General features: G+C 59.5%; 20 protein-coding genes, 7 pseudogenes and 1 other annotated feature. Of the genes and pseudogenes, 13 read left to right on the forward strand and 14 right to left on the reverse strand.

Annotated elements, in window-relative coordinates:
* Positions 1-389: 389 nt before the first annotated feature.
* From HGP13_RS34450 to HGP13_RS38335, 3 genes and pseudogenes are all read right to left on the reverse strand, one after another.
* Positions 390-656, reverse strand: a pseudogene (locus HGP13_RS34450) (transposase); the annotation flags it as partial.
* A gap of 189 nt (positions 657-845) precedes the next feature.
* Positions 846-1,346 (reverse strand): annotated as a pseudogene (locus tag HGP13_RS34455) (transposase); the annotation flags it as partial.
* Positions 1,347-2,065: 719 nt separating this feature from the next.
* Positions 2,066-2,428, reverse strand: a complete 363-nt coding sequence (locus HGP13_RS38335) for a hypothetical protein (protein ID WP_246707501.1) — start codon at positions 2,426-2,428, stop codon at positions 2,066-2,068.
* 49 nt (positions 2,429-2,477) lie between these two features.
* On the opposite strand from HGP13_RS38335, the gene HGP13_RS38340 reads away from it, so the two are divergent.
* Complete coding sequence (locus tag HGP13_RS38340; protein WP_246707502.1) at positions 2,478-2,633, forward strand: hypothetical protein; 156 nt, start codon at positions 2,478-2,480, stop codon at positions 2,631-2,633.
* A gap of 114 nt (positions 2,634-2,747) precedes the next feature.
* On the opposite strand, the gene HGP13_RS38350 is transcribed toward HGP13_RS38340, so the two are convergent.
* The 3 genes from HGP13_RS38350 to HGP13_RS34470 all read right to left on the reverse strand — a co-directional run bounded on the left by HGP13_RS38350 (position 2,748) and on the right by HGP13_RS34470 (position 5,245).
* Positions 2,748-3,035 (reverse strand): recombinase family protein, encoded by a 288-nt coding sequence (locus HGP13_RS38350; RefSeq protein ID WP_246707492.1) that lies wholly within the window; start codon positions 3,033-3,035, stop codon positions 2,748-2,750.
* A gap of 131 nt (positions 3,036-3,166) precedes the next feature.
* Positions 3,167-3,592 carry a recombinase family protein gene (locus HGP13_RS38870; RefSeq protein WP_348648962.1) on the reverse strand — a complete coding sequence of 142 codons (426 nt, stop codon included), beginning with the start codon at positions 3,590-3,592 and terminating at the stop codon, positions 3,167-3,169.
* 867 nt (positions 3,593-4,459) lie between these two features.
* A complete protein-coding gene (locus tag HGP13_RS34470) occupies positions 4,460-5,245 on the reverse strand; it encodes an SDR family NAD(P)-dependent oxidoreductase (RefSeq protein WP_210267839.1) in 786 nt (261 codons plus the stop codon).
* Positions 5,246-6,227: 982 nt separating this feature from the next.
* Here HGP13_RS34470 and HGP13_RS34475 point away from each other — a divergent pair.
* Together HGP13_RS34475 and HGP13_RS34480 are read left to right on the forward strand one after the other, a co-directional pair.
* Positions 6,228-6,389 (forward strand): hypothetical protein, encoded by a 162-nt coding sequence (locus HGP13_RS34475; protein WP_246707228.1) that lies wholly within the window; start codon positions 6,228-6,230, stop codon positions 6,387-6,389.
* 71 nt (positions 6,390-6,460) lie between these two features.
* A pseudogene (locus HGP13_RS34480) lies at positions 6,461-7,691 on the forward strand (IS3 family transposase).
* Positions 6,745-6,861, forward strand: a sequence feature (AL1L pseudoknot). It overlaps the preceding pseudogene by 117 nt.
* A gap of 652 nt (positions 7,692-8,343) precedes the next feature.
* Here the strand turns inward: HGP13_RS34480 and HGP13_RS34485 are convergent.
* Both HGP13_RS34485 and HGP13_RS34490 read right to left on the reverse strand, forming a co-directional pair.
* The gene (locus HGP13_RS34485; protein ID WP_172234977.1) at positions 8,344-9,531 is read right to left on the reverse strand and encodes an aminotransferase class V-fold PLP-dependent enzyme; all 1,188 of its coding nucleotides are present in this window, start codon (positions 9,529-9,531) and stop codon (positions 8,344-8,346) included.
* A 6-nt stretch (positions 9,532-9,537) separates the two neighbouring features.
* Positions 9,538-10,845, reverse strand: coding sequence for an aminotransferase class I/II-fold pyridoxal phosphate-dependent enzyme (locus tag HGP13_RS34490; RefSeq protein WP_246707229.1), 1,308 nt, complete (start codon positions 10,843-10,845; stop codon positions 9,538-9,540).
* Positions 10,846-11,139: 294 nt separating this feature from the next.
* Between HGP13_RS34490 and HGP13_RS38360 the strand changes: the two are divergent.
* The 3 genes and pseudogenes from HGP13_RS38360 to asnB all read left to right on the forward strand — a co-directional run.
* A pseudogene (locus tag HGP13_RS38360) lies at positions 11,140-11,226 on the forward strand (ABC transporter permease); the annotation flags it as partial.
* A 397-nt stretch (positions 11,227-11,623) separates the two neighbouring features.
* Positions 11,624-11,812 (forward strand): annotated as a pseudogene (locus tag HGP13_RS34500) (transposase); the annotation flags it as partial.
* A gap of 347 nt (positions 11,813-12,159) precedes the next feature.
* Entirely contained in the window at positions 12,160-13,992 is a 1,833-nt protein-coding gene (gene asnB, locus HGP13_RS34505; RefSeq protein WP_172234979.1) for an asparagine synthase (glutamine-hydrolyzing), read from the forward strand.
* Positions 13,993-14,666: 674 nt separating this feature from the next.
* On the opposite strand, the gene HGP13_RS38365 is transcribed toward asnB, so the two are convergent.
* From HGP13_RS38365 to HGP13_RS38370, 3 genes and pseudogenes are all read right to left on the reverse strand, one after another.
* On the reverse strand, positions 14,667-14,831 hold the full coding sequence (locus HGP13_RS38365; RefSeq protein ID WP_246707230.1) for a hypothetical protein: 165 nt from the start codon (positions 14,829-14,831) through the stop codon (positions 14,667-14,669).
* 33 nt (positions 14,832-14,864) lie between these two features.
* Positions 14,865-15,287 carry a tyrosine-type recombinase/integrase gene (locus HGP13_RS34515; RefSeq protein WP_246707494.1) on the reverse strand — a complete coding sequence of 141 codons (423 nt, stop codon included), beginning with the start codon at positions 15,285-15,287 and terminating at the stop codon, positions 14,865-14,867.
* Positions 15,261-15,478: pseudogene (locus tag HGP13_RS38370) on the reverse strand (IS110 family transposase); the annotation flags it as partial. The gene HGP13_RS34515 and the pseudogene HGP13_RS38370, both read right to left, overlap by 27 nt.
* 616 nt (positions 15,479-16,094) lie before the next feature.
* On the opposite strand from HGP13_RS38370, the pseudogene HGP13_RS38375 reads away from it, so the two are divergent.
* A pseudogene (locus tag HGP13_RS38375) lies at positions 16,095-16,262 on the forward strand (IS3 family transposase); the annotation flags it as partial.
* Positions 16,263-16,522: 260 nt separating this feature from the next.
* Here the strand turns inward: HGP13_RS38375 and HGP13_RS34520 are convergent.
* The 3 genes from HGP13_RS34520 to ectB form a co-directional block, all read right to left on the reverse strand.
* Positions 16,523-17,548 carry an IS110 family transposase gene (locus HGP13_RS34520; RefSeq protein WP_172234293.1) on the reverse strand — a complete coding sequence of 342 codons (1,026 nt, stop codon included), beginning with the start codon at positions 17,546-17,548 and terminating at the stop codon, positions 16,523-16,525.
* Positions 17,549-17,659: 111 nt separating this feature from the next.
* Positions 17,660-18,502 (reverse strand): hypothetical protein, encoded by an 843-nt coding sequence (locus tag HGP13_RS34525; protein WP_172234295.1) that lies wholly within the window; start codon positions 18,500-18,502, stop codon positions 17,660-17,662.
* Positions 18,492-19,751, reverse strand: a complete 1,260-nt coding sequence (gene ectB, locus HGP13_RS34530; RefSeq protein WP_172234297.1) for a diaminobutyrate--2-oxoglutarate transaminase — start codon at positions 19,749-19,751, stop codon at positions 18,492-18,494. Before ectB ends, HGP13_RS34525 begins: the two co-directional genes overlap by 11 nt.
* Positions 19,752-20,748: 997 nt before the next feature.
* On the opposite strand from ectB, the gene HGP13_RS34535 reads away from it, so the two are divergent.
* From HGP13_RS34535 to HGP13_RS37680, 6 genes are all read left to right on the forward strand, one after another.
* Entirely contained in the window at positions 20,749-21,069 is a 321-nt protein-coding gene (locus tag HGP13_RS34535) for an iron-sulfur cluster assembly accessory protein (RefSeq protein WP_172234299.1), read from the forward strand.
* Positions 21,070-21,096: 27 nt separating this feature from the next.
* A complete protein-coding gene (locus tag HGP13_RS34540) occupies positions 21,097-21,558 on the forward strand; it encodes an iron-sulfur cluster assembly scaffold protein (RefSeq protein WP_172234301.1) in 462 nt (153 codons plus the stop codon).
* Positions 21,559-21,794: 236 nt separating this feature from the next.
* Positions 21,795-22,430: a 7-carboxy-7-deazaguanine synthase gene (gene queE, locus HGP13_RS34545; RefSeq protein ID WP_172234303.1), complete on the forward strand. Its 636-nt coding sequence runs from the start codon at positions 21,795-21,797 to the stop codon at positions 22,428-22,430.
* Positions 22,427-22,780 carry a 6-carboxytetrahydropterin synthase QueD gene (queD, locus tag HGP13_RS34550; RefSeq protein WP_172234305.1) on the forward strand — a complete coding sequence of 118 codons (354 nt, stop codon included), beginning with the start codon at positions 22,427-22,429 and terminating at the stop codon, positions 22,778-22,780. Before queE ends, queD begins: the two co-directional genes overlap by 4 nt.
* A 4-nt stretch (positions 22,781-22,784) precedes the next feature.
* Positions 22,785-23,522, forward strand: a complete 738-nt coding sequence (queC, locus tag HGP13_RS34555; RefSeq protein ID WP_172234307.1) for a 7-cyano-7-deazaguanine synthase QueC — start codon at positions 22,785-22,787, stop codon at positions 23,520-23,522.
* A gap of 676 nt (positions 23,523-24,198) precedes the next feature.
* Positions 24,199-24,363: a hypothetical protein gene (locus HGP13_RS37680; protein ID WP_210267844.1), complete on the forward strand. Its 165-nt coding sequence runs from the start codon at positions 24,199-24,201 to the stop codon at positions 24,361-24,363.
* Positions 24,364-24,489 lie beyond the last annotated feature (126 nt).

Raw genomic sequence — 24,489 nt, forward strand, 5'->3', positions numbered from 1 at the left:
GTCCGGACGAGTTCGCATGATCTGTCGTTGCCGGTTGCAGAGCCGTATGCACCCGAACAAGGCCGTTGTCGCACTTGCCGCCAAGATGGCGCGCCCTTGTCTGGGTTGTCCTGACCAAGCCGGGAGCGCTCTACGAACGCAGGGACCTTGCTTTCGCCTGACCCTCCGGCTCGATTGCAAGGCTCGGGAATAGCGATGACGAAACAGTGGATCAGCATGCCGTAAGCCCTGTGCAAAAAACGGGGTTCCTGCCCGAACCATTTATTGGGAACGGCGTGCTGCGGATGTCATCATGGCCTGGCTGCAACAGCAGCTCACTCGCGAGGCCGAATACATTTACGCAACTGGAATCGTCGTCGGCGATGTCGCGAACCCTTGCACGGACGGGGCGGACCATACATTTTTGACAGAAGCTCGCGCAGTGCCGACGCTTCGAGCATCTGGTCGGCGAGCAGCTTCTTCAGCTTCGCCTTCACGTCTTAAGGCTTTCAGCCGTTTGGCATCGGAGACGTCCACCCCCCATACCTCGCCTTCCAGTTATACAGCGTCGCCTCGGAGATCCCGTGCTTGCGCCCAAGATCGCCCGCCTTTGCACGCGCTTCATGCTCGCGCAAAACCGCGATGATCTGCTTCTGTATTCGGTGTCCTCCAGCCAAGGCGTGACGTTCGATGCAGGTTCTTTGCTTCTGTTCGCGGTCGGCACGCAGCCGCCGGCATGATGGTGTCCATGGTTCCGATCGGTTCAAAGCTCTTCGGCGTGCTCGGGAACCCATCAAGCCGGCCGAACGGTCATCGCGTCGAATGGCACTACATCGCGCCGGGCAAGCCGATGCCAACGGAGCGCGCTCATCGGCAGGCATTATTTGCCTCGTCAGCCATTTGCGCCCGCTGACCCCGACGAGGTTCCCATGTGGACACGGCGGGATCAGGTGGGCGTGGAGGATTGACTGGATCAGGTTCTTCAGCCGCGAACACTGGCGAACCAGTTGTGTGCGCCTGGCAAGGGTCCCCGGATCCGGAACCCAGACCTCCGGTAGAAAGCCCGAGGCATATAGCTTCGCAAGGACAGCGGCGTCGACCGCGTCAGTCTTCGCCTTCGCGTGCGCGATCATATGCACCTGCTTGGGATTGGCGATCACGATCCGATCCACGTAGGGCGATAGCACTTCAGCGACCGCCGCAGCATTGCCGGTCGCCTCGATCACCACATGGTCATCGTGGGTGAGTTCGAATTCCTCGAGCTTATTGCGTAGCATTTGAACGCGGCAGAGCTTGACGATCTCTCCATCAAGCAACGACACAACCTCGGCGGCTACGCGATGTATGTCCATGCCGATAATACGCACGGTTCCCTCCATCGTTAGTCACGAACAGGGAGCCTGCGGGCAACACGACAAATACGGATCCGCGCTCGCAGCGCATCCGGGCGAGTCGTTGGGGCGACCAGATAATGTGCTCGAACTCGCAGTTCATCTGCATACGACGGCCTGCCCGCACTTGCCTGCTCCCGGTGCCCCGTGGCCCGGATCCACCAAGCTTAGCCAAACCTGACGACCGAACAAACGATGGCACCGAGAACAACATGCCGGATAATGGCTTCATCGAGGGCTCCGCTGGCTCAGGCGCGCGCGCGTAGCCATCGCCCTGTCGCGCGCCGACTAAAATCCTGTTTCATAACACCCATCTGTCTATGTCGTTGAAGTGAATAGGTTTTGCTGATCTGGATGCGATCCCATGGGGTATTTTGGGTTTTGCCGCGCGCGATGAACGATGCGCTGAGCTGCGGGTTCGCTAAGCGTTGATCGGCTGAAGACCCATGGACCATCTGGCAGAGGATGAACGCCTCCGATCTCACCCGCCTCGGCGGCGAGCCTGAGGGTCTTCCGTGCAACGCCGAGAAGGCGCGTCGCCTTGTTCAGGTTAAGCCATGGCCCTTTGCATCCGCCGCTGGCCGGAAGACAGGGATCTTATGATGCGACCTGTGCGCGGTGACCCGTTCGCGTGTCCATCGATTGGCGTGGCCGGTCACCAGTGCATTGCGGTTGAGGATCCGGCAATCAGATCATCATTGTCGATGAGCACCTTTTGGCGAACGGCCGAGATGATCGCCGGACGTGCTGTCGCGCTGTCCGCGGCGCCGCTTCGGCAGGCGCAGTTCAGTATGGACGCCGCCAACCCAATGGATCAGGAGAACGATCTCTGACGCTTCGTCATCGACATCGGCGACCACCTCTCGAATGACGGTGCGAACGATGCGCTTCTTGAGCCTTGCATCCGTCGTCGGCGCCGCCCACACAGCCTTGAGATCGGCGGCGAGCGCGGTGACGTGTATTGGCGACAGAAGTGAGGGCTCCGATGTCGAGGCATCATGCGCGGCAATCCTGCTCTCGATCTCGCCGACACGCGTAAGCGCCCGGTTCCATCGCAACTCCAGTTCCGCCGCGACCAGCCGGGTTCTGCGGATCGATGGCGTCGTATTGCCTGAACGCCCGATCGGCGCCGTAGCGTGCCGCCTCGCGATCGCGCATCAGAGCATCGCGGACCTGATCGCGGCGACTGGCCGCTTGTGCTTCGACCTCGACGGCCGCCGCTATCGCTCCCGGCTCGACAACCCGCAGAAGCTTCCTCGATGACGTCGTCGACGCGTAGTCCACCGAAGGCGATGCAACGCGGCTCGCCATTGTCAAGCAGACCACGCCAGCAGGAATAGCGCGGAATGTTGTGCTTGGTTCCCGTGTAGCGGACCGTCAGCTTGCGGCCGCAGCGCCGGCAGCGGACAAGGCCGGCGAGCAGAGCGTCGCCATGCTTGGGCGCCCATGATGCCGGCTCGTGGGCACGTTGTCGCGCACCATCTTGCGGATGGCTTCCGCCCTTTCCCAGCCGACGTAGCCTTCGTGTGCACCCGGGATCAGCGCCAGCCATTCATCACGCGCCTTACGGCGGCTGCGCGAGCGAATGGCTGCTGCATCATATCCCGACGCAGCACGAGTCATACCGTAGGCGTAGGCGCCGCCGTAGATCGGGTTCTCGATCATTCGGTGGATGGTCGCATAGCTTGGCCTGCGCCAGACCACATCGCCCGTTGTTGCGCTTGGCAGGCAAATCCAGCCCATGTTCGAGGAACCGGAGCAAGGCCTGACGGGCACTGCCGAGTTCCGCCACCTTGTCAAACACAAGGGTGATGGCCTCTTGCATGCGACGATCGGGATCCTTCTCCAGCCGGTCGCCGACCTTCATGAAGCCGACCGGGGCCAGCGACGACGAGTTCACCGCGCCGAGCCTTCTCATAGCGGCCCGACAGGGAGCGCTGACGCAGAAGATCGAGCTCATACTCGTTGAGACTGCCCTTCAATCCCAGCAGCAGCCGGTTATTACCCTGGCGCGGTGCGTAGACCGTCTCCTGGTCGATCAGCACGGTATCGACGACGCGGCACATCTCGATGAGCTGCTGCCAGTCGCGGCTGTTGCGGGCGAAGCGCGATACCTCCCGCCGCCGCAACCGCCCCAACCTTGCCGAGACAGACTGCGGCGACCATCCGATCGAAGCCCGCTCGCGCGACACCGCCAGCAGCAGAGCGGCCGAGATCGTCATCGACCGTCTCGATGCAAGACCAGCCGAGTGCCACCAGGCGATCGCGCATCGCATACTGCAGGGCGCGGCTCTCACGATTGTGTAGAACCTGATGGGCCGAGGACTGCCGCACATAAAGGATCGCCTTGCGCTCCAGATGGTGGGGCCGGATCTTCTCATGCATCATTGCGCGCCTCCTCGCGTGGAGCGACGCGCTCGCCGTCGACGTGGTCGAGGATCAGGCGCACCATCAGCTTTGTCAGCGTCACGCGCGTCTCTTGCGGCAGCGCCTGCCATGGTTGCACTGCGCGTCGTGCGGGTTGGAGAACAGATCGAACTGATATGTTGTGGGCTGGCGCGGCACATGGGGGGCAGCGGCAATGCGCCACGCGGTGCAGACCACGCGATCAAACATCCAGGCCGGAACCTCCAGCCACCGATCGGAGGCGTGGCCAGAGAGACTGCAGCGGAAACCCTCCCGGTCTGCCTTCTCGATCACCTCATGAACATGAACCCAACGCCGGCCCAAGGATGCCATGGATAAAGAAACTTGCGTTCCTTGGTCCCGTGGGATGCGAGACCGAACTCAGCCTGATGTCTCTTCTTCCGTATTAAGCCGGAAGGGAGGCGCCCCGCCTCGATAGTCTTCGCGTCGATAGTGCACGTGCCGGCTCATTCCCGTTGCGCGGTGCGCGATGTCGATCGCTAGCGCCACCGTATCCGTCGGTTATCGGGACCAACGCAACGAGCAGGTCAGGTCAAAGCGACGTCAGCCCGAAATCCACTCGCCAGCGATATAGGCGCGTTCGATCAGCCGTCAGCCCGATGGATACACTCGTACCTAGAACTCCAAACTTTCACGTCTTGTAGTTTCAGCGGCTAGGCGGATCAGATCATGAACGAGCCGCCGTTAACATCTAGCGTCACACCAGTGAGGAAGGCAGCGTCTTCAGATGCCAAGTAGGCGACCGCGGCGGCGATGTCTTCGCCGGTGCCAAGTCGGCCGACAGGAATGCGGGCGACATAAGCCTGGTTAAGCTCGGCACCAGCTGCGGTAGCCATTGGTGTTTCAATGCGGCCCGGCGCAATGGAATTCACCGTGATGTTCGCTGAGCCTACTTCAACCGCAAGGGTGCGGGCAAGGGCCATCATGCCGGCCTTGGACGCGGCATAGTGGGCTCCTGCAATCTCGGTTTTCGTTCGGCCGGCTACCGATGCAATGTTGATGATCCGGCCCCATTTCGCCGCCCGCATGTGGGGAAGGCAGGCCCGGCAGCAAAGGAAGGCGCCTGTCAGGTTAACTTCCAGAACCTGACGCCACTCCGCAGCGAGCATATCTTCCACCCTTGCCTTCCGTCCGCCGTGTTTCGGAGAGATTCCAGCGTTGTTGACCAAGATGTCGACCCGCCCGAATCGGGCCGATGCGGCCTCGACCATTCGCGTGATATCAGCATCTTTGGACACATTCGCACCCACCGCCAAGGCCCGGCCAGTATAGTCCGAAGACAGGGTCGAAATGCTGGCGTTCAGGTCGCTCTCGGAGAGGTCCGCCAGCACCACATCTGCGCCGGCGTTGATAAATCGCGTGGCAATCGCAAATCCAATGCCCCGCGCCGCGCCTGTCACCAGAGCCACCTTGCCGGCGAATGTGGTTGCCTGTGAAATTTGGTCCACGATCTACTTCCTCTTACACTGTGGAGACGGGTACAGCGACGAGCCGAACGACCTGGCACACGCACGGGTGTCCTTCACAAGTAAGCTTATAAGACTGGGCTAGTTGCGCTATAAGAAGTTGTTGCTGCCCGAGATTTACTCAAAAATAGCACCACATGCAGTAATCGTATGTGAATTATGATTAATATTTCACCGTCCAGAATTTAATAAACATGGCAGTATTGTCATAATTCCTGTGTTAAAAAACAGAGGCGGGCTGTCCGGTGTGGACGTGACGAAGCCGCTCGCGGAGAAGGCGAAATAGATCAGAGCGCGGCGGAGTTCGCAGCGTGGCCAGCTGCAAATTCCATGATGACGCAATCACTGGAAGAAATTCGGCCATTCAACAAGGGGTCTCGTCCTTGGCCGGGCCCCCATTAGGGTCCGGATTCATAATCAGAAGCTGACGGTAGCGGCGATCCAGATGCGATTGGACTTGGGCGGGATGTTGGCGAAGGCTCCCCGTCAACTGATCTGGCGGCGGATGGCGTTGCTATCGTAGCCGTCGGTCAGCATTGACGAGACCGGTTTCTGGCATCTGTCCGGGGAGCACTTTACCCGCCTTGCAGTCCGCGACCGGGCCGCCGGTCAGCATGAACGACCCTGTGTTGCTCGTGACGCCATCGGGCAATCAATGGAGGGACGTTTTGGATCAGTTTGGGGCGGGCAAGGAGTACAGGACCTTCACATATGCGCTTGAAACCGGCCTAATGCAGATCTGTCAATTGTGAAGTCGTAGAAGGCGGGCACCTCCAGCAATCTTATCTTTCGCATGACGGCGCGCACCTTCAACTCGCCGGCCGCAAACCTGTACGATCTGCATCGCCGAGCTCGAGGCTTTCGATTGGAGGCCTCGATCCTGACCGGGTAGCGCGATGGACTCGTTGCTGGTGTAAGGAAGTGGCCGTGTCATGGACCACACCAACAAGGTCGGGAATCCAAGGTGCTGAAGGCCTGCACACGGGCCAGCGAGTTGTCGATCGAATCATTGTCAATCGTGCTGTTCTCGATGTTGTCGAGGGGCGGACTGAAGGTAGTGGAGCTCGCTGACGGCGACACCAACGGCGAGCTCCACAGCGCGACGGAAGCGACGATTGTCAACTGAGGATCGACACGTCTTAGGAAGCGCCGACTGATTGGTCGAACTGAACCGCGCCGGGTTGATCGGAGGCTCCAATGACAAGCAAGACGACCAACAAGTTCTCTCCCGAGGTCCGAGCCCGTGCGGTGCGGCTGGTTCTGGATCACGAAGGCGAGCATGCCTCGCGGTGGGCGGCGGTGTCGTCGATCGCCGCCAAGATCGGCTGCACGGCGCAGACGCTGCATGAGTGGGTGAAGAAGGCCGAGCGCGACAGTGGCGTGCGAGCCGGTGTGCCTACGGATGTGGCGACGAAACTCAAGGCTTTGGAACGCGAGAACCGCGAGCTTCGCCAGGCCAACGAAATCCTTCGCAAGGCTTCCGCGTATTTTGCCCAGGCGGAGCTCGACCGCCGGTTCAAGCCATGATCGCATTCATTGACGATCACCGCGAGGCGCATGGGGTCGAGCCGATCTGCAAGGCGCTGCCGATCGCCCCGTCGACCTACCACGACCATGTCGCCAAGCGCATCGCTCCCTCCCGGCTGTCGGCTCGGGCAAAGCGGGATGAGGCTTTGAAGGATGAGGTCCGACGCGTGTTCGAGGCGAATTTCCGCGTCTACGGCGTTCGCAAGGTCTGGCGGCAGTTGCAGCGCGAGGGCTTCGATGTCGCCCGCTGCACGGTTGCCCGCCTGATGAAGGCCATGGGCCTCGAAGGCATCATCCGTGGCAAGCCGATCCGCACCACGGTGAGCGACAAGGCGGCACCATGCCCTCTCGATCACGTCAATCGCCAGTTCCATGCCCCGGCGCCGAACATGCTGTGGGTCTCCGACTTCACCTACGTCGCGACCTGGACGGGCTTCGTCTATGTCGCCTTTGTCATCGACACCTATGCTCGCCGGATCGTCGGCTGGCGGGTGAGCCGGACGGCGCATGCCAGCTTCGTTCTGGACGCTCTGGAACAGGCTCTCCATGATCGGCGGCCCGTGCAGGGAAGCGGGCTCATCCATCACAGCGATAGAGGCAGCCAATACGTCAGCATTCGATACACCGAGCGCTTGGCGGAGGCCGGCGTCGAGCCTTCGGTGGGCAGTGTCGGCGATAGCTACGACAATGCTCTCGCCGAAACGATCAACGGCCTCTACAAGGCCGAGGTGATTCATCGACGCGGACCATGGCGCTCGTTCGAGGCCGTCGAGTTCGCGACGTAGAATGGGTCGACTGGTTCAACAATCGCCGGCTGCTGGAGCCCATCGGCAACATCCCGCCGGCCGAAGCCGAGGAACGCTACTATGCCATGCTGGAAGAACCAGCCGTGGCCGCGTGACTCAAACGAAACGGCCTCCGGAAAACCCGGCGCGGTTCAAACTGACGGCCCTGGAACATCGTAACCGTCCGAAAATTAATCGAAGGTGTCTTTCTACAATTGGAGTAATGAAGTACGTTGATGCCCCGGTGTTGGTCGACACCACTCCGACGATCTGTGCGCTGCCCTCAGCTGCAAGTCTGATGGAAAAAGTCGCGCGGCCTCGCGTCCGGCCGCTGTGTGTTCTTGAGGATGACACCAGCCTCAACTATAAGCACATTGTCCAAGGCGTCGTGTTGCCGGCTTGAGGTACGATCCTGCCGCCCTAGGGTGGTGCGATCACGCGTTCTGCATTTGCCACGGCGGGCTCGAGGACGCACGCTGCCCTTCCCCGATATCGCTCGAGGCAGTCGCCAACATAGGGCGCCAGTATTCTTGGGCACGGGATTTGACCGCGGCTTCCCCGACCAGCCCGCAATCATCGATCAAGCTCTGGTCTGCCACGATGGAAAATCCTCCCTCAGGCGAAATGCGCCGGGGCTTGCTGCGACAAGCGGGTCGCAGATGCTGCCTTGGAATGGCGGCGAGGGCCAATGATCCGACAGTGCCAGCTGGGGGCCCGCGAGCCGGAGATCATCCGCGACAGGCGACGACCATGGCCAATGGATGGCCTTTAATAGCTGTGTTCGTCGTAAGCGACCGGCGCGCTAGCGTTCCGACGTACAAACTCGATAGCTTCCCGCACCGCCGATAGATACTCTTCGACGGTGGCCAGATGAGCTGGGTTGACACCCTGTTGGATCGCCTGGGGCTCGCGCATACGCCCGCGCAGCCAACCGCGCTCTTCCAGGCGATCGGCGACTGCATAGATGTCAAGCGCGGAGTCCAGCGACACAAAGGAGATCAGGTTACTCTCGCCGTAGGGCGCCAGGCACTCGATGTCGGGAATGCTGTTCAGGCCAGCGATAAGCCGCGTGGTGGCCTCCATCGTGAGCCTCGCCGCGCGCAGATAGCCCTCCATGCCAAGGTAGTGCATTACCGCCCATGCGGACGCGATTGCGCCGCCGGCCCGGGTCCCGAGGAATGTAGGGGTGGAGTATGTTCCCCGAGGCCACCCGCTGAATGAGAACGCTTCATGATCCTGGTCATCGGCTGACCGATACAATACCAGGCTGGCGCCCTTGGCTGCGTACCCGAACTTGTGGATATCGGCCGACAAACTGGATACGCCTAGAACCCGGAAGTCCCACGGGGGCACCGGATAGCCGAGCCGCTCGGTAAATGGTGAGAGAAAGCCGCCCCAGCAGCCGTCAACGTGAAGCCGAAGACCCGAATGCTGTGCCAGCTTGCCGATCTCTGCGATCGGATCAAAGGTGCCGAAGGGATAGTTGGGCGCAGATGCAAACAGCATTATGGTCTTGTCGTTGATGGCGGAGCGCATCAACGAGGGGTCGGCCCTGAACTCCTTGGTGTGCGGGGTTCGAATGATATCCACGCCGAGAAGCTCTCCAGCCTTGTTAAGACAAGGATGAGCGGTGACACATGCAACAATGTTGTAGCGTTCAGGCGGCTCGCCTCGTTTGTGTCGCGCAAGGTCCCGGGCCGTCTTTACCGCCATGAAGACGCTTTCAGTGCCGCCAGAGGTGAAGGAGACGCCGGCATCGTCGGGCGCATTGAAAAGTGACTTTGCCATCGCCTTGATGTCGTTGGTCATCACCTCCAGGCTCTTGAACGCCCGCCCTGCTCCCAGGCCATTCTCAGCAATAAACTCGCCATAGGCCTCGCGCTGGACGTCTAAGGTCTCGTCATCTAGGAAGTAGGTGTAAGATGGTACCCGGCCAACTTCCTCGCCATGGTCCAGCTCGCCTCAATCCGGCTTTGGCTGCGCGCTAATGAGTCTCCGGCCCAGACTAGCTACGTCTCGGATTGACTCACAAAGTTGGGTGACCTCTTCCAGACTATGGTCTGCGGTCAGGCATACGCGCAGAGCAGCCTTGTCGCGGGGCACCGTCGGATAAAATGCTGCGGCCACATAAAAGCCACGCCGCAATAGCTCTGCCGCCGTATCCACCGCTGCCCGAGACGCACCAATCGGGACCATCCGGATTGGCATTCCGTCACCTGACGATTGCGTCGGCATTTTCTCGTCAAAACGTTGAACGACCCTACTCAGGCGGGCCTGGCGCTCACCCAGCTCCGCAGACCGATGAATCTCTGCTGATGCTAAGGCACCTGCAATTCCGGCCAAGTCTGGCCCCATTGAGAATGCATGCGGGACGGCGTAACGTCTAAGCAGTTTCTCCTGCTCTTCCGTCCCAAGCATGAGAACACCGCCAGTTACTCCGAAGCCTTTGCTCAAAGAAGCCGCGATGATTGTGTTTTCGCCTAGATCTGTCATTTGCGATTTGGCATATCCTTGGCCATTCCTTCCCCGGATTGAGATACCATGCGCATCATCGATGTAGATGAATAGCCCATAACGTTCTTGGAGACGCAAAAGCTCACGAATTGGGGCATTTCCGCCCATTGAATACACACCATCGCATATATAGGCGACGCGTGTGTGTTTCCGACAAATACCCTCCAGTTCCTCAATGTCGTTGTGCCCAATTTGCAGAACCTCTGCATCTTCGGCCATAACAGCCTTGTGGTATGCCAAAGTGGCATGGGCAAATCGGTCGAACACAAGTACCGGCTTGCGTCCTCTGGTAAAAGCCCCGCATGCGAGTAACGGGAGCGCGCTCATGTTCGCTGTCAGAACCAAGGAGTATACGACAACCCGTGCATCGAAAAGTTCAGATAAGCTGTATTCGAGATCTCGGGTTAGCGAGAAATTCAATCTCGTGCGTGCACCGGACCACTGTATCGAGCGATATGACGCTAATGCTGCTATTGCAGCGTCCACGATCATCGGATGGTTATCAAGCCCGAGATAACTGCCTCTCGCGAATTCTATCACCGATCGTCCCGGCTCGAGCTCCACGTGTCGCCGCTCAAGCGAGCGGGCATACAGTGTCATTATTCCTTTGGAGTACGCATAGTCGAAATCTGGTCTGGACTTCTCAATTATGCTGGCAAGATCACGAAATCTCTGCTTGTCCACATGACTCTCCATCAAAGATAATTTACGCTTGTCATCATCGGCAACCCCGCCCACGTAGCCAATGTGTCCCATCAAAAGTCGTGCCAACTTTACAGAAGGGAGGCCGAACTAAATTTTCTTCTTGTCTGTCAACGACTTGATCAGGATGCAGCGTCAATCAGGCAGGTCCCGCTACGTCGTGGGCTCGACAAATCTGACAAACGTATCAGTTGCGGTTTCAGAGGCTATGCGAGAAACCGCCGGTTCTGTTCTTCTTGGGCGGGATGTTGGTCCATGCCCGTTTCTGTGCGGCAAGGCTGTGAATGGCGATCGTCCGAACGTCGCCCTTAGAGAGGCTCATACCCAAAAAATGGCTCGACCACGCGCTCGCCGGCCCTCGTGGGCGGCCCCCAGACCCTGATGATGGCGACTATGATCGGACAGCAGACGACGGTGCTCCTCGACTGGCCATTCACAGAGCCTCCGGCGCCCAGGCAAAGGATTGGTTCTGCGCCACGGTGCTCCAGACCCAACCGCCGGCGCGATGCCGCCATCTATGAATCATAATAAAGAACCGAAATGGTGCGACCCACGACCCAGCTCGGGCTCGCCAGCTGCTCGCTCACGCCAACTCCGGACCAGGCGGTGACCACGATTGCCGACTGAGGCGATGGCGATGATCCGCAAGAGACAGACTGTCAGCGCACCAGCGAATGACATGGGCGCTCAGCGCACTTCATTGCTACCCTATTCGGCGAAGTCGTGTAACCTGCGTCCCTGTTGGCCTTTGCTCGACCTATGTCAGGTGTAGCGCGACAATCTGGGAGAGAAGCCGTCAAATATTGATTGTCGCCGCCGACTCGCTCGGTCGGCGATGGGCGCGAGCGGCGTCTCCAAGAGCCAGGCGAGCCGGCTCTGCGAGGAGCTTGACGGCAAGGTTAAGGCCTTCCTTGAGCGGCCGATCGAGGGTGACTGGCCGTATTTGTGGATCGATGCGACCTACCTGAAGGCGCGCTGCGGCGGCCGCATCTTGTCGGTCGCCATCATCATTGCCGTCGCGTCAACAGTGACGGCCGGCGCGAGAATTCTGGGCATGGAGATCGGCACCTCGGAGACCGAACCTATCTGATTGAGTATGCAACTTAACCATCAAGACGATTCGGGAAAGGTGCCTCGACGCAATCGCTTATCCTCGAGGCGCACTCTTTGCACGAGCAAGATATCCTCCTGACCCGCAAGCGTTTCGACTTCGGCGCCGTCCGGTGTCCGACAACGTCGGACACGCAACGTAGCTGAGCCAAATCTATCCCTTTGCCTCGAAACGGTTTCTCATTTGGCATGGCGCATGCGTGCTCATCGGTAAACCACGTCATGGACTCGACATTTACCCAGGCAAGGAATCAAAATATGTGCGGCATCTGTGGATGGATTGATTTCGATCGTGACCTAGGAAGTCCCGACGCGCGAAGGGAGCTTGCCGATATGACGGCCACCATGGCCTATCGTGGTCCGGACGACGAGGGGACTTGGATCGACGGGCCTGCGGCACTGGGACACCGCCGCCTGGCGATCATCGATTTCCAGGGCGGCCGTCAGCCGATAACGCACCAGGAGGATGGCCGACCGGCTTTGGTGCTCGTCTACACCGGCGAGACTTACAACCACCGCGAACTGCGTCAACGGCTTGCCTCCCAGGGCCATCGGTTCGACACGAGCAGTGACACCGAGGTGGTGCTGCGCGCCCACCGCGAGTGGGGCCAGCGTGACCCCCGCAGAGCCGTGAGCGAACTCAACGGGATGTTTGCCTATGCACTGTGGGACTCCAGCAAGCGCGAACTGCTTCTCATACGCGACCGGCTGGGCATCAAGCCGCTTTACTACTATCCCACCCAGCATGGAGTGTTGTTCGGCTCCGAGCCAAAGGCGATCCTCGCCAATAGTCTCGCCGAGCGGGCCATGGACGCCGACGGGCTTCGGCGAACACTATCTCTCGTCGCCGACCCGCATAACACCGTGTTCCGTGGCATGCGTGAGGTACGGCCCGGCCACATCGTCCGCGTGACCCGCGAAAGCATCAAGGAGGTGAGCTACTGGCAGCTCACCGACAGCGGGCACACCGACGACGTGCCTACGACGGTTCGGCGCGTCCGAGAGTTGCTCGAGGACACGATCCAGCGGCAGCTCATCGCCGACGTGCCGCTGTGCACACTCTTGTCGGGCGGGCTTGATTCCTCGGCTATGACCGCCCTGGCCGCGCGCTTCAGCGACGAACGGATCCGATCCTTCGCCCTCGACTTCGTCGGCTACACTGACAACTTCATTCCTGGCCCGGCGCACCCCACACCCGACGGGCCATACGTGCAGGATGTCGCGAAGTTCGTCGGTACCGACCACACGGACATTACGTTGTCGGCGAACGAACTCATGGACTCGAACGTGCGGGCCGCCACCCTCCACGCCCGCGACCTGCCGTTGACCTACGGGAACCAAGATAGCTCCGTTTACCTGCTGTTCCGGGCCATCCGGCAACACTCGACGGTGGCCCTCTCTGGGGAGGGTGCCGACGAGCTTTTCGGCGGCTACCGGTTTTTCCACGATCCCTCGTACATTCAGGCCGACACGTTTCCCTGGATCGATGACAGCGACGATATCGTGCGGCGGTGCTTAGACCCTGGCCTTGTCGAGAAACTCGACCTCCCCGGGTACCTCGACGAGCAGTACCGCAGGGCACTTGCGGAAGTACCGGCCCTGACCGGGCCGGCCTCGGCCGATCCGCACGAGCGTCGCATGCGCGAGATCTCCTACCTCTTCCTGACGCGTTACCTGCCGATGGAGCTCGACCACAAGGACCGGATGAGCATGGCTTTGGGTCTTGAGGTGCGGGTCCCTTACTGCGATCACCGTCTGGTTGAGTACGTGTTCGGCACCCAATGGGCCCAGAAGGCCTTCGACGGGCGCGAGAAGAGTCTGCTGCGAGCCGCCACGATGGACCTGCTCCCGCAGTCGGTGGTCCAACGTGTGAAGAGCGCGTATCCGATTATCCAGGATGCCACCTATGACAGAATGCTGCGCACGCGGTTCACCGCGCTGCTGAATGACCGCAATGCGGCAGTGGCCCCGCTGTTGTCTCTCGACCAGTGCCGGGCATTGCTCGATGCGACCGACAACTTCAGGCGGGTTGAGAAAATCCTGACCCTGCAGGATTTCCTGACGGATTACAACGTGAGTCTCACGATCTGAGACTACAGAAGACGCAAAATGATAGCAAAGGGGCGTTGGTGCACGGATCGTTTATTGGTGTGGGTTCAGGCAAGCGGCAACGGCAGCAGCGGAGCTGATGCCTTTCAAAACGCAGCCGCGGGCCAAACGCAAGGCCCAGCGTCAGGTGATCTGACGTCGGGGCCTTGGTCGCGCTCACCTATCGCTCGGCGGTGGACGACCCGATGCTGTTTGGAAAATCCAGTACGTTCGGAGCATACTTCGGGCTTACGCCAAAAAAATAAAAGCCGGTGAGACCGATCGAGAGGTGGTGTCAGCAAGGTCGGCGACGCCATGGTACGAACCGTGCGCTGCGACAAACAAGGTGAGTCTCACCTTGTTTTCGCCGGGCACCGATCGGTTGATCCTGAAATGCCGGATTCCACTGCAGGTAAGTGGTCGAACCTCAACAATCTCTCCGACTGCGAGGAGTATTTGTATCCCCAATTCCGCATCCGCGCGACGTGCTCAGCCATGACTTCTTCCCGCACGCTGCCGAAGGGCTATGGTCGACGCAATTGAGCAAAAGCCTTTTCCTGGATTGCGCGACGCCAGAGCGCGCCAGACCGGCATGGACTGCTGATCAGATGGGGTGGCGGTCAATCGCCCCGACTTTCAGAAGATGATCGAGGAGCGGTCAATAATGCGGGTACGGTCTAGCAGCGTCGTCGCTGCCCCAGCATTTCGGCCGATACACGCAGCCACACGATCAGCACGTCCTGATCGAGTTTGCCGTGGTCCTGGAAGCCGTGCAAGACTTGGCGGTAGCAGATTTGGCTTTTGATGCTGCACAGATCAAAAATCGCGAGATAGCGGGTCAATGGTCGTGCGATTGGGATCGGGCCAACGAGCGGTCATGCCAGCACCTCCGCGCCCGGCACATCAAGCGCGATGTCCCTGAGATCCTCGGAGACAAGCTCGAGGTAGGGAACTGTCGACGCGGTTGAGCGATGCCCCAACAAGTCGCCGATGACCTTTTGCGGAATTGACGCGCGCAGCATCTCGACCGCACTCGCATGACGGAAGATGTGTGGTCCACATTGCCTGGCGGCTTGATGCCGGCATCGCGGAGCCGCTGTCGGAACAGACTGTATAGCTTCTCGAGCTTGCGATAGGGCGCGCGGGCCTGCGGATGAAGATTCCCTGGCATCGGTCGCAGGCCGTCCCGAACGCAGATAAGCGAGCACGGCCTCGCCCACCGGATCCTTCAGGGGCAGGAGCGAGCAGGCTTGCGTCTTGCTGTGAGGAACACGGATGACTTCCGTCCGCCGGTCGATGTCCTCGATCCGCAACGCCGGATCCAGAACCCAGACCTCCGGTAGAAAGCCCGAGGCACATAGCTTCGCAAGGACAGTGGCGTCGGTCTCGTCAGTCTTACCTGCTTGGGATCGGCGATCACGATCCGATCCACGTAGGGCGAAAGCACTTCAGCGACCGCCGCGGCATTGCCGGTCGCCTTGGTCACCACATGATCATCGTGGGTGAGTTCCCTTCTGGCGAACTCCTCGAGATCGCCTTGCGCTCGAGATGGTGGGGCCGGATCTTCTCATGCATCATTGCGCTCCTCCTCGCGTGGAGCGACGCGCTCGCCGTCGACGTGGTCGAGGATCAGGCGCACCATCAGCTTTGTCGCGTCAGGCGCGTCTCTTGCGGCAGCGCCTGCCATGGTTGCACTGCGCGTCGTGCGGGTTGGAGAACAGATCGAACTGATATGTTGTGGGCTGGCGCGGCATGGACCCCCGATTCGCGTCGTGAGGACCCGATGCTGCGCCCGAATCCTCCAATTGCGATGGGGTGTGGGAATTGGCCGTCGCGGATGCAGCAGTGTCACCAAGACGCCAAGCGTTCTGAGATCGACATGGGGGGCAGCGGCAATGCGCCACGCGGTGCAGACCACGCGATCAAACATCCAGGCCGGAACCTCCAGCCACCGATCGGAGGCGTGGCCAGAGAGACTGCAGCGGAAACCCTCCCGGTCTGCCTTCTCGATCACCTCATGAACATGAACCCAACGCCGGCCCAAGGATGCCATGGATAAAGAAACTTGCGTTCCTCGGTCCCGTAGGCGTTCTTTCGTCGTGTTGTTCAACACCGCGAGGCCGCATTCCTCGCTCGGCTACGAGACCCCGGCGGCCTTCGCCGGAACCGACTTCGACGCTGCGCACAATTAAGGCTTGGCGTCTCCGCCGGTTTCTCAAACCGCGCCATACGGCGTAACAGGAACAGCCGAGGCCCTGATCGCCACTGGATGAAAGCTCAGTGGCATGTATGGACGGCCCCCGCGTGGCAAGTGCTTTTCGGCGTTTCTGACGATTGGTCGGGTGCAGGCATGTATACGGCCTTTGATTGCGGCGCGTTTATGCCGCTGGCCCTGATGTAGTCCGCGGATCGGATCCCAGACAGGTCAACGCGCTTTCAAGCGGCACCCACTGATCGGGTTTGTCCGATCCCGGCTCGACCGTTCGCCATCACACCATCAGCACCTCACCAATTTCTGCATCCTCGCGATCTTTCAAAGGGCGACGGTAGACTCAAAGCGCCTGCCCGTCGTCATTAGCGCCCAGACGATCCGTGCCATCTTGTTCGCCAAGCGAACAGCGACGACGTTGTACGGCTTCTTCACCAGAAGCTCGGCGGCCCATCGCGTAGGTGCAACTTCGGCCTTGCGGCTGAAACGAAGCACTGCGTGTGCTCCGACAACGAGAAGCCGGCGGAGATAGGGATCGCCTTGTTTGCTGATCCTTCCGAGGCGGTCCTTGCCACCCGATGAGTTCTGCCGCGGCACCAGGCCTATCCACGCCGCCAGTTGTCGGCCGGATTTGAAGAGCGATGCGTCTGTCACTGTCGCGGTGAGTGCGCTGGCAGTGATCGGGCCTATTCCGGGGATCGTCTCAAGGCGTCGGCTCAACTCATTCGAGCGATGCCACGCATGAATCTGGCGGTCCATCTCACGGACCTTCTCGTGCACCTCCCGCAACTGCTGGATCAGCGGAAGAAGTGCGGACCGCGCAAGCGGCGGGACGGGATCGGGATCACCGTCTTCGATCAACGCGATCAGCATACCGACCCCGGCAATCCCCTGTCGCGTTACGATGCCGAACCCGGCCAAGTGGCCGCGCAAGGCGTTCACCAGCATCGTCCGCTGCCGGATCAAAAGCTCGCGGACCCCATGTAGCATCAGCACACTCTGTTGCTCCTCGCTCTTCACCGGAACGAAGCGCATCGTCGGCCGCGTCACCGCCTCGCAAATCGCCTCTGCATCAGTGGCGTCATTCTTCTGCCGCTTCACATATGGCTTGACGTAAGACGCCGGCATCAGCCGAACCTCGTGGCCCAGTGCAATTAGAACCCGAGCCCAGGGGTGTCCTGTCGCACAAGCCTCGATACCGATCAGGCACGGCGGCAAAGCCTCGAAGAATCCAACGACATCGTCGCGGCGCAGCTTACGGCGGGTCACGGTTGCGCCAGCAGCATTGATCCCGTGGACCTGGAACAGGTGCTTGGCGTTATCCACCCCAATTGTGGTAATCTTCTCCATGGACGGCTCTCCCTCATGTGACTTTCGACAGCCACACTTTGGCACATTGCGATGCCGGGAGCGGAGGCCGTCCACCACATCAGGTCACGCTCAGCGGCTGCGACATTCACGTCAGGTCCACCAGAGAACAAGATCTGGCCGCGCAAATCCGAAAAAGCAATTCAGCAGCACGCGACGCTTTCCGTTGCCTGATTGACCGGTAACCCCATGAACGAAACCGCCGTCAAGTAGCGCGATATCCCCGGCCTTGAGCTGGATTTCGCGACTAGGCACGGCCTCGAGATAAGCTGCGGAGTAGGGATATCCCGTGGTCTCCACACCCTGCGACTTTCGATCTGCCACTGTCGGCTTGTGGCTCCAGAGCCGCAGATTGCCACCTTCCTCAGGCATGCTGGGATAAAAGTTGAGTGCTGCGACGGTGTTGTGCGCCACCGCAGAAAGCTCGTAATCGTTCCCGGCACGTAACACTTGAGCGACATCGTCGTGGGGGTCCAAGGAAAATGTGCCGCTTCCGGTCCAACTGAGAGCCCGACAAACGTTCGCCTGACCGTGTTCTGAGCGCGCCAGCCGCAATTCAATGCCTTGGTTGTGAAGCTCGCGCTTCAACGCGTCGAATAAGGCTCGGACCGGGTCAACTAAAAAGCCAAAAAGAGCGTCAACGTGTGGCCGCGCAGTTTCTGCCTCCGCGAAATAGGTGGCTGCATCCTTCCTGTAGTGGGATGCGCCCACATATTGTCCGGGGACGCCATCTTTGCGCTCCCTGAGACCGGGACTGCCAAAAAACTTCGCGGTGATCTCCTCGGCTATTTCGGCGCTGAAAGCTTGGCTGATATGCAGAGCCGTGATCTCACCTTTTAGGACCGAGATGATCTCCGCGGTGCTGATCGAGCCGGTTCGTTCCTCGATCGTAAGAGGCGAGATGGCCGGCGTTTGAAGTGCTTGGTTAGTCGCCATTTGTTTTCTCCTGTAGTGCCTGATCGAGGATGGCAATGCCGTGATCAAGTTCGTCATCTGAGATTGTTATCGGCGGAAGGACTTTGATGACGTCGCGATTTGGCCCCGACGATTCGATCAGCAGGCCGTTTTCGAACGCGACATCGTGCACACGGCCAACAACGGCCTGTGAACGGCACTTGAGGCCGGCCATCAGACCCCGGCCGCGCTTTTGTTCGATGCACTTCGGGAATTTCGCAACGAGGCGATCAAGGTGTTCTTGCAATTTTACGGCCGTCCCCTCGACGGCTTTAGTAAACTGCCTATCGGACCACATTTTGCACATGGCCGCGGAAGTCACAAAGGCGAGATTATTCCCTCTAAAGGTCCCGCTATGTTCTCCCGGATTCCATATGTCCATCTCGGGGCGAATCAGAACTATGGACAACGGATTACCTGAACCGCTTAGCGATTTCGAAAGACAAACGATGTCGGGCTCGATTTTCGCGAACTCGAATGAGAAGAAATCGCCCGTTCGTCCCGAACCTGCCTGAATGTCATCGACGATGAAAACAACGTCGTGCTTACGGCAAATGCGCTGAATTTCTGCAAGCCATGGTGCGGATGCGGTGTTCATGCCGCCTTCTGCCTGGATGGGCTCCAGGATGATTGCGGCCGGCTTTTCTATCCCGCTGCCTGGGTCGCCCAAGACGTGATCAATGTAACTCGCGGAATCGAAAGTTTGGTTCGGATAATTCTCGTAAGGGACACGGATCACATCGTGGCGAGCAACGCCGCCAAGCTGTCTGGTTGACGCTGAACCCGAAACCGCCAAGGAGCCGAGCGACATGCCATGGTACGAATTTGTGAAGGCCATGACACTTGAGCGGCCGGTATATTTTCGCGCCAGCGCCAACGCCGCTTCGTTAGCGTTCGTCCCGGTCGGCCCAGGAAACTGTATTTTGTATGAAAGGCCCCGGGGCTTCAGGATCGACTCGACAAACACTTCGATGAAATCACGCTTTACAGCTGTATACATATCAAGCGACAAGACGATATTTTGATCGGTGAGATATTGAATTGCCGGTTCAATAATATCCGGGTTGTTATGACCGTAGTTGAGCGCGCCGGACCCTACAATGAAATCAATATAAGCCTTTCCGGACTCGTCCCAGATTGTCGCCCCAAGTGACTTTTTAAAGACTGTTGGAAACGAGCGTCCATAACGACGAACGTTAGACTCATAAGCTTCGAAAATGTCGATATCCATTAAAGGGCCTCTCTGTATGCGTCTTGCGATCAACGCTGCAGGTTCTATGTTCACGCATTCCAAACCACTGATTTCGACGATTAGCTCGGCCAATCTCTGCTTTAAAGCGAACGTATCACGATCAGCGAGTTGCATTCGCAAAGAGTCTGTAAACTTGTTTGACGAATCTGTTGCAGCGCTTCGGATGACGATAGCGTGACAGTCAGTACCCGCCTTGCGGCAACGCTATCGGCGACGTTGTTGGCGGGCGCCACTGACATAGCCGCACCGGTTTTTCCAAGCATGACTGCAACAACGATGCTTGGGTACTTCCCTATGTCGGCCGTGACGGGATCCTTGCCGACGAGTAGCTGTGACAGATAGCGATTTCTCTCCTTCGATGTGACGGCGAGACCGGTGCTCGCTCGAGTTTCGTTTTGGAACGCGGACGAGCCAGACCGCGATTTGCGATAGCAACTGGAACTGACCACGGCTTCTAATCGAGGCCGTGGCCGCCGTGTCGGTGATTGGGCTGTTCTCTGGGCGGCGCGTTGGCCCACCTGGCTTGACGGCATTTACAATGCCACAGTCGGCCCTTGCGAGGTGACGGCCGCACTGCAGGCCACGGGGCGTGCACGCGAGTGGTGTTCGGCACCCACGAGCTGACGCAGACGGCGCCTGCTTCGAGAAGGCGCGATCGATGCGGCTATCGACCACCCGGTGTTCGCCACCGCACTGCGTGGTCACGATGGCGCCTTGTGGAGCGCAGCACGACTTAAGAGTTCCCACCCTTACACTGGTCAACATTTCATATGATCGAAAACGCTAGCTCAGGCGACGCACTAGCGATGTGTCCAACGCCGCTTCTGTACGCAAGGTTTCACTTTGTCCGACATCCGACAATTGTTGGATGTGAGACAGGGCGCCAAATCCGCTAATCAGTGGCTTCTATTGAATTTCCTCTCTGGCACGTTCTGTGCAGCGGCGCTTGCGAATGCATCAGCAAGAAAATAGTCTCATGATCACACTCACTGAAAACGCCGTCGCTGCCGTCAAGACCGCGCTTTCCCGCGCCGACGAACCGGCGGAAGGCTTTCGCATCATGGTCGAGGCGGGCGGCTGCGCCGGCCTCAAATACCTGATGGGTCTGGAAAGCGTCTCGCGCGAGGGCGATGCCATCATGGAGACGGACGGGTTCAAGGTGTTCGTCGACGCAAACTCCCAGCCCCATCTCGCCGGCGTGACCGTTGACTTCGTCACGGACCTGGAGTCCTCGGGCTTTGTCTTCGACAATCCCAATGCGCGGGACAAATGTGCCTGCGGCAAGTCCTTCGGCTAGCGGCCATCACGACAAGGATCGGCGCCCATGCGGGACGACACCGACAACTTTTACCTCTTCAGCGACAAGCTCTATTTCATCAACCCGCACAATGTCGGCGCTTTGGAAACCCCCGATGCGGCCGGCGAGGTCGGCGCCGTCGCCTGCGGCGATGGGCTTAAATTGACGATGGGTTTCGACCGTACGACGCAGACGATCACCGCCGCAACGTGCCAGACCTTCGGCCGCGGCTCGGCCATAGCCACTTCCTCGGCGTTTACCGAATTCATTGTCGGCAGGACCATCGATGAAGCCCTTCAGATCACCGATCAGGACATGGCGGATTTTCTCCGCGCCCTGCCGCCGCACACGACCTACTCATCGCTCGACCGCCTCATCCTGGAGCGCGGCTTGCGTCTGATGAGCGAGTTCTTCCGTGCTATAAGGAAGGCTTTCGAGGAGACCCCAGGATTCTCACGCCTCGTCCTCGTCAAGGCACCATCGCCATGAGCGACGTGATCGAAGCGTTTCTCGTGGTGACTGGCTTCAAAGAGCGAGAGGCCCTTCCCCAAAGCCTCCGCTCGCTGAAACCTAATTCTGCCCGGAGTTCGGGAGAGTGGGTTTTCGGCAACAACCCTCGACTGTGGAACGAGCTGCAAAACGTGCCGCATGGCATTCCTCACCCTTTGCCGCGTCTCGTAAGCCTGCAGAGATGTTCCTTTGCTCGGTCGAAGGCCGCTTAAGCAATGTCATATGCGGTCAAGGAAATTTTCTACACCCTTCAAGGTGAAGGACGAAATGCCGGGCGGGCCGCCGTATTTTGTCGTTTCGCCGGCTGCAACCTTTGGTCGGGACGTGAGGGCGACCGAACGCGAGCATTCTGCGGATTCTGCGACACCGATTTCGTTGGGGTAGATGGCCCCGGCGGCGGACATTTTGACACCCCACGGGAGCTTGCTTTGGCGGTCGAGCAAGCTTGGCGCGGGTCGGGAACTGGGCAGCGCCTTGTCGTGCTCACCGGAGGGGAACCCCTCCTCCAGATCGACGAAGAACTCCTGGAAGCGCTGCATTCCTTGGCGTTTGAAATTGCCGTAGAGACCAACGGGACCATCCCCACACCCGCCGGCATCGACTGGCTGTGCGTCAGTCCGAAATGCAATGCACGCCTCGTGGTCATGGCAGGGGACGAGCTAAAGCTCGTATATCCTCAGATCGGCGCGGAGCCCGAACATTTCGAAGTTCTCGCGTTTGACCACCTTTTGCTTCAGCCGATGGATGGACCCGAGCGCGAGGCGAATACAGCCGCCGCAGTGGCCTATTGTCTTGCCAACCCACGTTGGCGCTTGAGCCTTCAAACCCACAAGTCTCTCGGGATCCCATGAAAATTACGCAAGCTTTCACCTTCGAGGCAGCGCACTGTCTTCCGCGCGTGCCTAAGACCCATCGCTGTCACCGCATGCATGGCCACTCATACCGTGTGGAACTGCGTCTGGAAGGGCCCGTCGATCCAGACACGGGCTTTGTCATCGATTTCTTCGATGTCGAGGCTGTGTTCGGACCGCTTCTGCAACGGCTCGACCATCAGCATCTGAATGAGGTTGAGGGTCTCGACAATCCGACCGCGGAAAACATTGCGATCTGGATCTGGAACCAAACCAAGCCGCTTCTTGGCCAAATGTGCTCGGTAACAGTCTATGAGACACCGCTGTGCTGGGCTGAATACGGGGGTTGACCCGATGCAACGAGATCCGGGAACCGCACTCGTCCTTTTCTCCGGCGGCCAGGATTCGACAACCTGCCTGGCCTGGGCGCTGGAGAACTTCGAGCGCGTCGAGACAATCGGCTTCGACTATGGGCAGCGGCATCGGATCGAGCTCGATGTGCGGCCCTACCTGCTCGGGCGCATTCGAACAGACTTTCCGGCCTGGCGTGGGCGACTAGGCGAGGACCACATGATTGACATGGCCGTGCTCGGCCAAATCAGCGATACCGCGCTCACGCGTGACGTCGAGGTCGCACTGAACGCGAACGGTCTAACAAATACCTTCGTGCCTGGCCGCAACCTTCTGTTCCTCGGCTTTGCGGCCGCGACAGCTTACCGGATGGGCGCGAAACACCTCGTGATCGGCGTGTCCGAGACGGATCGTTTCAGCTACCCGGATTGTCGAGATGACGCAGTTAAAGCGATGCAACTTGCCCTGAACCTTGGAATGGAGACGCGTTTCGTCATTCACACACCTCTCATGCGGCGCGACAAGGCGCAGACCTGGGCGCTGGCGGATTGGCTGGGCGGCGAGGCGCTGGTGAAGCTCATCTGCGAGGGAAGCCACACTTGCTATAGCGGAGACCGAGAGCATAGACATAGCTGGGGTTTCGGTTGCGGGACCTGCGTCGAGTGCAATCTTCGCGCAGTAGGATGGGAGCAATTCCGATCCCGCAAAGAGGCACCGGTGGCCGCTCATGAAATGACGTGAGCGCCCAGATCCAGGCCGACGGTGGCAATCTGTTCCATAGATCGTTTCCCTCTCTTTGTGGTGTTCAGCACGACGAGGGTAGGCGCCTTCGATGCCGTTTCGAAGGGCTGTTCCATACCATCGACCTTGATGATCTTTGCCGTTCGCGTGGTGCTGTTTGGTAGGGGAGTTCAGCACCATGGCGAGCAGGCCGCGGTTATTATCCTTAATCCCAGTCGGATCGTGGAGCGTACCGCCAAGAAAAAGGGAGGTTGTGGTTTCGACGAGAGGCGGTGATGCCCGAGCCTGCCCTTATCCTGGAGGATCGTCCATGCAGGTCCATAACCAGCATGGACGCACCATTGGCATCATTGAGGCGACGAATGACGACCTCATCGGCAATCGATGCCGGCGCCTGCGTAAAGCCGGCACGGGCGCAGGCGCCTGCGGCGACGCGATGTTGCGGATATCCCTCCCCTGGCCTACCTCGGCCCAATCATAGGATTCCTGATAAGCGCCTTCGATCTGGCAATGCTCCTGCGTCCAGTGAATGCGCGTGCCGTCTTGATGGCGATCGTCACAGCCTCAGTGTCGATGTTTGACGAAATGGATCCGCTCGACCGCCGGAAGGCAATCGAGCAGGTAGTTCAGCAAGGTCGATCTCATGTACCGTCGAATTGAAAAGGCCGCTGCCGTCATGAAGGATGCGCGCGACCGCATCAAGCGCCGGGGCAAGGCCATCCCTATGCATCAGAATGGCGAAAGTGTTGTCGAGGTCCAGAAAGCACTGTCCGTTGACGTCAGCCAGATTGGCGCCTTCGCGTTGCAGCGCGCCGCGCGGCTTCGGATCGCACAGCCGTAGCGCGCGTGGTGCTATCGGGAAAAACGGACGGCCGCGGGCGAACAATCTTGCCGATTGGCGTCAGGCGGCGCGGAGATTTCTTGCAACATGTCAGGCCTCTCCTCGAAGGATCCGGAGAGCTACGCG

The sequence above is a fragment of the Mesorhizobium sp. NZP2077 genome (assembly GCF_013170805.1).
Lineage (GTDB): Bacteria > Pseudomonadota > Alphaproteobacteria > Rhizobiales > Rhizobiaceae > Mesorhizobium.